This is a genomic window from Streptomyces albidochromogenes, from assembly GCF_005981925.1.
Lineage (GTDB): Bacteria > Actinomycetota > Actinomycetes > Streptomycetales > Streptomycetaceae > Streptomyces > Streptomyces albidochromogenes.
The window spans coordinates 1-1,394 of sequence record NZ_VBVX01000610.1 but is presented as its reverse complement, the minus strand read 5'-3'; the positions used below and the strand labels follow the sequence as shown (position 1 = coordinate 1,394).

1 protein-coding gene is annotated in these 1,394 nt (G+C 77.0%); it reads left to right on the top strand.

Annotation, left to right across the window (positions count from 1 at the left end; genetic code table 11):
• Window positions 1-38 precede the first annotated feature (38 nt).
• Window positions 39-1,166, top strand: coding sequence for an alpha/beta hydrolase (locus tag E2E34_RS34285; RefSeq protein WP_138905713.1), 1,128 nt, complete (start codon window positions 39-41; stop codon window positions 1,164-1,166).
• Window positions 1,167-1,394 lie beyond the last annotated feature (228 nt).

The window sequence follows — 1,394 nt, the reverse complement described above, 5'->3', positions numbered from 1 at the left end:
CACTGGCCCCGGGCCCCCCCGACCCCGACACTGGAGCGGTGCGCCCGGCTACAGCGACGGCAGCGGCCGTCACCACACTCCTCGGCGCCGGCGCGGCGGCGGTCGCGATCGGCCGCTACGCCGGCGACGCCGCCCTCAGGGCGTCGGCCGGCCGGCCGCTGCCCGCCGACCCCCGGCTCACCGTGCACGGCACCGGTCCGGGCCGGATCACCCTGACCCGCTGCCTGGCGTCCCTGCGCCCCGGCACGTACGGCATCGAGGGCCCCGGCGTGCACGCGGTCGTCGGCCCCGTCGTCCCGGACGCCCGGCACAGCGCCGACACCGTCGTACGCCGCCTGGTACGCGTCACCCACGGCGCCCTCGGCGCCGGCACCCGCGTCCGGCTCACCCCCCAGCTGTACGTCGGCGACCCGCGTTCCGCACTGGGCCTCGACCACACCGACGTGGACGTCCCCGGTGAACTCGGCGCCCTGCCCGCCTGGTTCCTGCCGGGCGCCCGCGGCACCTGGATCATCGCCGTCCACGGCCTGGGCACCACACGGGCCCACACCATGAACCTCATGCCGTTCCTGCGGACCCAGCACCTCCCCGTCCTCGGCCTGTCCTACCGGGGCGACGCCGGCGCCCCCCGGCCGCAGGGCGGACTGGGCCACCTCGGGGACTCGGAGTGGCGCGACGTGGACGCCGCCATCCGGCACGCCGTGCGCGGCGGCGCCGAGCGCGTCATCCTGTACGGCTGGTCCACCGGCGGTGCCATGGCCGTGCACGCCGCCGTGCGCTCCCCCCTGCGCGACCGCATCAGCGGCCTCGTGCTCGACTCCCCGGTCCTGGACTGGGAGGCCACGGTGCGGGCCCTGGCCGTCGCCCGGCGCACCCCCCGCGCGCTGCTCCCGCTCGCCGTCCGGGCCGTGCAGGGCCGCACCGGGGTGCACGGCGACCGCCTGGGCGAAGCGGCCGGCCCCGGCGGACTGCGGGTGCCCACGCTCGTCTTCCACGGTCCGGACGACACCGTGGCCCCGTGGGAGCCCTCGCGGGAACTGGCCGGGCGGCTCCCCGGCCTGGTCGTCCTCCAGCCCACCCCGCACGCACCGCACGCGGCCATGTGGAACGCCTCCCCGGCCGTGTACGAAGAGGCCCTGCGCCGCTTCCTGACTCCTTTGATGTAGCCCGCGGCCCCGCCGCCGCCCGGGATGTCCGACCCGTCCGGCGGCGAAAGGTTCCGGCCAGACGGCGTCCACGAACGGCAAGTTCGATTCCGTTTGGGCTTTCGGGGCGTGAGCGGAGAGACTGCTCTCCGTGACGTCCCGTACCCCGCGCGACTCCAGGCTCCGACTTGTCCGCCCGCGACCCCTCGCCGCTGCCCTCCCCCTGACTTCTCAGGGCGGACCCCAGGC